Consider the following 6,655-nt stretch of genomic DNA (forward strand, 5'->3'; position numbering starts at 1 on the left):
ACTGTATTATAATGGTTGAAAGAGCAGTATGAGGTGAGGGAATGGAACAAACGTTAAAAATCACAAATGTATTAGCTGATCCAACTCGTTATCACATTTATCAATACATTGTGAAACAGCACAAAGAGGTCACTGTGCAAGAAATAGCGGACGCTTTTGAGATTCATCCAAATGTTGCCCGGATGCATTTAACTAAACTCCAAGATGTAAGTTTAATTACTTCAGAAACGAAAAAGACCGGCAAAGGCGGCCGGCCAGGCAGAACCTATAAATTAGCCGATGAAGTAATTCAGCTTCATTTCCCGTATCGTGATTATCAGCTTTTAGCAAAGATCGCGATTGAAAGCATGATGTCTCTTGGAGAAGCTGGGGAAAAAGCTCTTTTTGAAACAGGTCGTTCTTTCGGTTCCGAACTGGTTAAACAGCAAACCATGTCAGCACAACCGTATCTCACTTTCGATGATAAGCTGGCTATAGTAAAAAATGCAGCAACACTCGCAGGTTTTAGTCCAGAGTTTCAAATTAGCGAAGACCAGACCACGATTTATTTCCAAATCCATAATTGTCCATTTAAAGAATTGGCCAAGCACAATAGCAGTACCATATGTTCGATGCATAATGCCTATCTGCTCGGCATGTTTAATTCCGTGTTTACAAATGTTCAATTAGTGGAGGGCGAGAACATGATTAATGGCTGTGATTTATGCTCTTATCGTGTTTCTGTTACGGACTAGATACAAACTAAGCTTTACATCATATCATCAAGTCATTTATAATTGTTTAGTGATTACCATCATTGGGGAAAAAAGGGGAGGTTTACACAATGGATCGTATGTTCAGGGTTTGCGGTTTTTGGACTGGAATTATGGCGGTATTTTTCTTTTTAGGCCATATGCATGAAATGTCCTTACTTTTCTTCGGACAAACTGGATTTTTTGTACTTTTAAGTTATTTAAAGCTTTCTGAACGCATGTATATCTACGTATTTGGGGCGTATTTGACTGTATTCTTTGTAGGATTTAGTTATTATACCGTATTTATGATGACACCGGGTGCGGCTCACTAAAAAGCCTACATAGCTCATGAAACCTTGGTTTCATGGGTTTTCTATTATTCAAAAAAGGCTGTCTTACACGTGACGTGTAGGACAGCCTTTTTTGAGTGCTGGACTCTTTATACACTTAATTTCCCCTGTATTCCCTTACTCTGAAGCATCACTCGGAAATAGGAACTAATTCCTCCAGGCATTACAAGACTGCGGATAGCTCGATTCCTTTTGGCGGTATCTGAAAAGGGATTTAGGTTTTGATGATCTTCAAGTTCTGAGAAAAGACCAGCCCCAATGAGAAAGTCTGCCTGTGACTGAAGGCGCTCAAACCGTAGGCCGGCACGTTCACCATAGTGCTGCAAAGCATCAAAATGGATATGAGCAGTGAGATCCATTTGACCAGGATGTTGAAGGATATTTTCAATCTGTTGATGACGATAATACCCTCTTAGGCTCCCCTTCCTGTGAATAGATTCCGTCCATTCAGTCTGCGTATAGCCATAATCAAATGTGACCACCACGCCCTTAGACAGGGTGTCAGAAATCGTTGAAATCATATCAAGCATCTTTATCGGTATTTCATATCGCTGATTCTCCGCTAATTCAATGCTTTGTGATAGGATATACTCTTGAATTCTACTGTCTGATAAACGCTCTATTGTTTCACAGAAACTCCCATCGTGTTCCTTAATAAAAACCTCATAAAGAACCCCCTGCTTTTTCTCAATAACGTGAACAGGTAATGCGTCGAAAAGCTCATTCGATACAATAATCCCCATAAACTCTACAGGTAATTCTTTCAGAAAAACAACGTTTGGAAATTCAGCTAATTTCTCTTTTTGCTCTGACTGATGAAAGGGACTACTGTCAACAATCGTATAAGTAAGCTGCTTAAATAATTCAGAGTCCGTCCTTTTAAGGCTGGAAAGAAGATCAAAAGCAAGCTTGCCTGTTCCTCCCCCTATTTCAAGGATTCTTGGGGTGAGCTTTGCTTGTCTGATAACTTTAGCTGCCCATTTCCCTAGACACGATCCGAACACATTATACACATTTGAGCTGGTATAGAAATCCCCAGTTCTCCCAATCTTCGTTCCCGGCTTCATATAGTAACCGATCTCGGGTGTATAAAGCGCCGCCTCCATATATTCACTATACGAAATTTTTTCATCTCGCTTACTTGATAGTAATTTACGAAGATAGTCATCCATTTCCTTTCACCTTCTCATTTCGATCATCTCAAAAACGGATTGCTTGCGATTTCATCTTCAATGGTCGTAACTGGACCATGTCCGGGAAAGACAATGGTGTCAGAAGGAAGAGTTACTAAGTGTTGATTAATACTCTTCATTAATTGAGCTTCGTTTCCCCCAGGTAAATCCGTACGGCCTACACTATTTTTAAATAATACATCACCAGAGAACAGCATGCGTTCACTCTCTAAATAATAAGAAACACTTCCTGGTGAGTGACCTGGTGTTTTAAACAGCTTAAACACAAAACTGCCAAGTTCTAGTTCAGTTTCATCGGTTAAAAGGAAATCTGCGGGCTTCATTTGCATAGATTGTCCAGCTAAAAAGGATTTGGAGCCATTTAAAGAAGAATCCATCAGCCATTTTTCTTCCTTTTGATGAAGATAAGCTGGGATATTATAAAATTCACGAATCTCATCCAGTGCCCCAATATGATCAAAATGAGCATGTGTGAGGAGAATAGCAATCGGCTTTAGCTTTTTTTGCTGAATCAACTGAATCAGTTTTGAACCTTCTTCACCAGGATCAAAAATAATACACTCTTGTTCATTTGAAAGCAGGTAGCAATTTGTTTGTAAAGGGCCGAGCGGTATTTGGTTCCATTTCATTCTATTCATCTCCATTAATTTCATCTATCTAATATCATCTTACACTACTTCAGATCATAAATTAAGCTGTTCCTTTAAGAATAAGTGCAGGTTAACACTCGAAGGAACGGAAGGCTCTTATGTAAATTTTAGTCTATTAGGAGAGCCTTTTCTTCAACGAAAGATTCTACTATTCGAATAATTCCACTTAACACCTACTCCAACGGCATCTCATTCTATTTTTCCACTATCCTTTAAAAATGGATATTGTTACACAAAGTGTTCACTAATAATCTCGACAAATGGAATAAAAACCATTAAAATAAGAGCGAACGCAATCTTTCTACATATTTATGGGTAGAGTTTATACACCTCTGGGCATTCTAAAGTTCAGTGGTTCAAAAGGGTAGTATTCAGATTGAACAAAGGGGGCATAACGATGGTTTTAATGGTTGTTTTAGGCTTAGTTACGATTCTAGGCATAATCGGTACAATTTCCTCACTTAAAGAAAGAAATATTCTTGGAATCGTATTTGGCGGAGGCAGCGCGCTTGTCTTTGGATGGTTTACAGTGATGACGTTAATTAACAGCGGATTCCCAGTTGCACACTAAGTACACAAATAGGGTAAACAAAAGAGCATGGCAGTCCATGCTCTTTTGTTTACCCTATTTTATTGTTTAAAAAGCGGATAGACTTTTTTACCATTCATATCAATTACATTTTCGTATTGATACCCATATAAACACCATTTTTGATTAGGTGAACAGCTTAAAGGCTCATTTTCGAACTGAGTCATCTTTTTTTCTTGTTTACCGGTCTTCCAATTGAAAGATAGTAAACTAAAGCTTCCTGTGTATTGATCAACGTTACCAGCTTTATCGGGTGCAAAGGTTAAAAGAGTTTGTTTTGTTTCATTATAATCATAATATGGAATCAACCAATCCGAGAAGTTTTTTAAATGCGGTATTTTAAATGCCGCAAGTGATTGATTTTTTTCATTATAGAACGTATAAGTAGCCTTGCTGAAAGTTTCGCTTTCATCTCGAATGACAAAATACGAATGTTTCATTTTCTTAAAGAAAATAATATCAAGCATGATGCCTTTTTTCTGTGCATCTGCCAGATTTTGCTTAAATAGCGGTGCAGTTAGATTAGGCTGCTCTTCATTCCAATCTAAATACCAAATCTCATCCTTACTGCCCCATTGTACAAAAGGCTGTGGTGCTTTTACCGTTTCTAAGCTTTTCTTTCCACCATTAACAATATAACTTGTATATGACCAATCTCTATTAAAACCAGACAAAAAAAGCGTGCCTGGGTCATAGATATTCCATTCATAGACCAATTCCACAGACGGGATTGAAAAGGAATATTGAACATCTCCGGTATGTGTAAGAATGACAAGACTGGCAGTATCGGCAGTCGAAGCTGTGTGTACAAGAACAAAGGATTGGTCAGGACTGATTGAAACATCAGTAATCTGCTCATCAGGATAATGAAAGATCTCCCCTGCCTCCTCAGTCATTTTCCACGTCTTTATGACTGCTTCATTACGATTTGATTGCTGAACACTATACAAAATGGTTTCGTTATCCAGCCAACCATATACTTTATCAACTTTCTCACTTTCGATAACGGGAATCTTCAGATTATCAGGGTCAGTTAATGGTAAAGCTTCTTGCCGGGGATTTTCTTCTACAGGCTCCTTGAGAGTGTTTTCTGACTCGCAGGACGTTAATAGAAGTAAGCTGGAGAGTAATGTCATAGACAGAATGAAACGACCAGTCCATATAGACATCACGAGCTGCTTCAACTGGCAGTGTGATGTTTCTTTAACGTTAATCTCTCACACCCCCTATTGAAAAGCGCAAGCCGCTTCATCCAGCAATATTAACTAACCCCTAAACGACAGGGAATAGTTAATGCTGTACAAGTGTCCATCTTGCGACCATCTTTCGCTTTAATTATAAAACAAAAAAGTTCAGATTGCCCTTAAAATCATGAAAAAATAAAAAATTCCTCATAAGAAAAAAGTCCAGAAATGTTTCTTCTGAACCTTTAGTCCCCTTCTAGATAAAAACGTAATAAATCTCCCTGAACTAACTGATCAGATAATGACAGCTCTTGATTCGCTTTATCCATAAATGGCTCACAATGGGAAATATCAATCAACTCTCCCGTTTCTTTTTCATAACAAGTATCCCTGGTAAAAACGTATTCTGAAGTAATAAAGGATCCATTTCTAAGGACAGCAAAATCCAATTTGTCTTCTGCAAATAAATCGTTTCCAAACTGCAGCTTGTTCTCCGTCTCCAAACCAAGTAAATGAAGAATCGTCGGCTCCAAATCGATTTGCCCAGATACTTTATCAATCGTTTGTCCGGTTTGCCCCGGCAGGTGAATAACCAATGGTACCCTCTGAAGCTGAATCATCTCAAAAGGAGTAATTTCCCTCTGAAGAAACTGCTCAAGAGATTCATTATGATTGTCAGATATTCCATAATGATCCCCATATAGAATGATAACTGAATGTTCGTATAAATTTGTTTCCTTTAAATCCGTGATAAATTGCTCAATCGCTTCATCCATATAGCGCACCGTAGGAAAATAGCGGTTTAATGTCCTTGACGCTGATGTATATTCTGGAATACTCCGATCTTCTCTGTCTAATGTAAAAGGAAAATGATTCGTCAGTGTTATGAACTTTGCATAAAACGGTTCCGGCATTGATTTTAAATGCGCTATTGATTGCTTAAAAAAGGGCTTATCCTTTAATCCCCAGTTCACTGAGTTAGCAGAATTGATTTGATAAGCAGTATTGTCATAAAAGTGTTGATACCCCAATGACTGATACATTAAATCCCGATTCCAAAAGCTCTTATTATTGGCGTGCAGTGCTGCTGTATAATAACCTGCTTTGTTTAAAATAGCAGGTGCCGCTTGAAATGTATTCTGCGCATGAGTAAAGAATACAGCGCCTCTTCCTAATGGATAAAGTGAATTTTCTACTAAGAATTCAGAATCCGACGTTTTTCCCTGACCCGTTTGTTGATAAAAATCGGTAAAATAATAGCTCTCCTTGATAAACTCATTCAGAAATGGGGTGATTTCCTCCCCGTTCATACGCTCGCCAATGACAAAGTTCTGAAGTGATTCCATAGAGACCATGATTATATTCTTACCTGATGCCGCACCAAAAAGTTCTTGATTTGGCTCCTTTTGATTTGCTTGAATATAGTTCTCAATATCAGTTAAACGACTGCCATCGGCAAGGGCCCGCTGTGCAGATGTCTTCGATTGCAAATATGCATCATATAAATGATAATGATACGTTCCGATATTCTTCACTAGCATTTCTCGGTCAAAGCTCCTTGTCAACAACTGCGGGCGAGCTAGTTCCGCCATCCCTAAATGAATACAGGTAACACAAAGGACAAGCATAGTAAAAACCTTACGTTGTTTACTGGTATAGCTCCGGGTGACTTGCTTCCTATGTATAAAGAAAAGCAAAATAAAAAAGTCTGCAAAGTAAAGACAATCCGAGTAGTTGATTAATTCCTTTATACTGCCTCCCAAATCAGTCATATTGCTGGTTTGAAACAAAACCGGCAGCGTTATGAAGTCAGAAAAAAACCGGTAAAAAATGATATTAGCTAATAAAACAACGGTAAGAATAAAGTTAATTGACAACAAATAGAGAATTTGTTGTCTATTCTTTAATAGCAGACTGATTCCAAGAAAAAGTAATAAAAAGCTTAGGGGATTAAT

Annotated in this window: 7 protein-coding genes; 3 read left to right on the forward strand and 4 right to left on the reverse strand. The window is 38.1% G+C overall.

Annotated elements, in window-relative coordinates:
- Nucleotides 1-41 precede the first annotated feature (41 nt).
- Both AC52RT_RS07640 and AC52RT_RS07645 read left to right on the forward strand, forming a co-directional pair.
- Nucleotides 42-734, forward strand: coding sequence for a helix-turn-helix transcriptional regulator (locus AC52RT_RS07640; protein ID WP_495540186.1), 693 nt, complete (start codon nt 42-44; stop codon nt 732-734).
- 89 nt (nt 735-823) lie between these two features.
- Nucleotides 824-1,066 (forward strand): DUF2626 domain-containing protein, encoded by a 243-nt coding sequence (locus tag AC52RT_RS07645; RefSeq protein WP_495540187.1) that lies wholly within the window; start codon nt 824-826, stop codon nt 1,064-1,066.
- Between the two features lie 107 nt (nt 1,067-1,173).
- On the opposite strand, the gene AC52RT_RS07650 is transcribed toward AC52RT_RS07645, so the two are convergent.
- Together AC52RT_RS07650 and AC52RT_RS07655 are read right to left on the reverse strand one after the other, a co-directional pair.
- Complete coding sequence (locus AC52RT_RS07650; protein WP_495540188.1) at nt 1,174-2,256, reverse strand: class I SAM-dependent methyltransferase; 1,083 nt, start codon at nt 2,254-2,256, stop codon at nt 1,174-1,176.
- 23 nt (nt 2,257-2,279) lie between these two features.
- Complete coding sequence (locus AC52RT_RS07655; protein ID WP_495540189.1) at nt 2,280-2,906, reverse strand: MBL fold metallo-hydrolase; 627 nt, start codon at nt 2,904-2,906, stop codon at nt 2,280-2,282.
- A 418-nt stretch (nt 2,907-3,324) separates the two neighbouring features.
- Here AC52RT_RS07655 and AC52RT_RS07660 point away from each other — a divergent pair, with 418 nt between their 5' ends.
- The gene (locus tag AC52RT_RS07660) at nt 3,325-3,498 is read left to right on the forward strand and encodes a DUF2759 domain-containing protein (RefSeq protein WP_495540190.1); all 174 of its coding nucleotides are present in this window, start codon (nt 3,325-3,327) and stop codon (nt 3,496-3,498) included.
- A 59-nt stretch (nt 3,499-3,557) separates the two neighbouring features.
- On the opposite strand, the gene AC52RT_RS07665 is transcribed toward AC52RT_RS07660, so the two are convergent.
- A complete protein-coding gene (locus AC52RT_RS07665) occupies nt 3,558-4,685 on the reverse strand; it encodes a YqgU-like beta propeller domain-containing protein (protein WP_495540191.1) in 1,128 nt (375 codons plus the stop codon).
- 260 nt (nt 4,686-4,945) lie between these two features.
- Nucleotides 4,946-6,655, reverse strand: a 1,710-nt coding sequence (locus AC52RT_RS07670) for an LTA synthase family protein (protein ID WP_495540192.1), incomplete at its 5' end; no start/stop codon positions are given.

The organism is Peribacillus sp., assembly GCF_059453735.1.

What these genes read in the sequence shown, in the direction of transcription:
- AC52RT_RS07640 (WP_495540186.1), top strand. Translation starts at nt 42, where the DNA reads ATGGAACAAACGTTAAAAATCACAAATGTATTAGCTGATCCAACTCGT.
- AC52RT_RS07645 (WP_495540187.1), top strand. Translation starts at nt 824, where the DNA reads ATGGATCGTATGTTCAGGGTTTGCGGTTTTTGGACTGGAATTATGGCG.
- AC52RT_RS07650 (WP_495540188.1), bottom strand. Translation starts at nt 2,256, where the DNA reads ATGGATGACTATCTTCGTAAATTACTATCAAGTAAGCGAGATGAAAAA.
- AC52RT_RS07655 (WP_495540189.1), bottom strand. Translation starts at nt 2,906, where the DNA reads ATGAAATGGAACCAAATACCGCTCGGCCCTTTACAAACAAATTGCTAC.
- AC52RT_RS07660 (WP_495540190.1), top strand. Translation starts at nt 3,325, where the DNA reads ATGGTTTTAATGGTTGTTTTAGGCTTAGTTACGATTCTAGGCATAATC.
- AC52RT_RS07665 (WP_495540191.1), bottom strand. Translation starts at nt 4,685, where the DNA reads ATGTCTATATGGACTGGTCGTTTCATTCTGTCTATGACATTACTCTCC.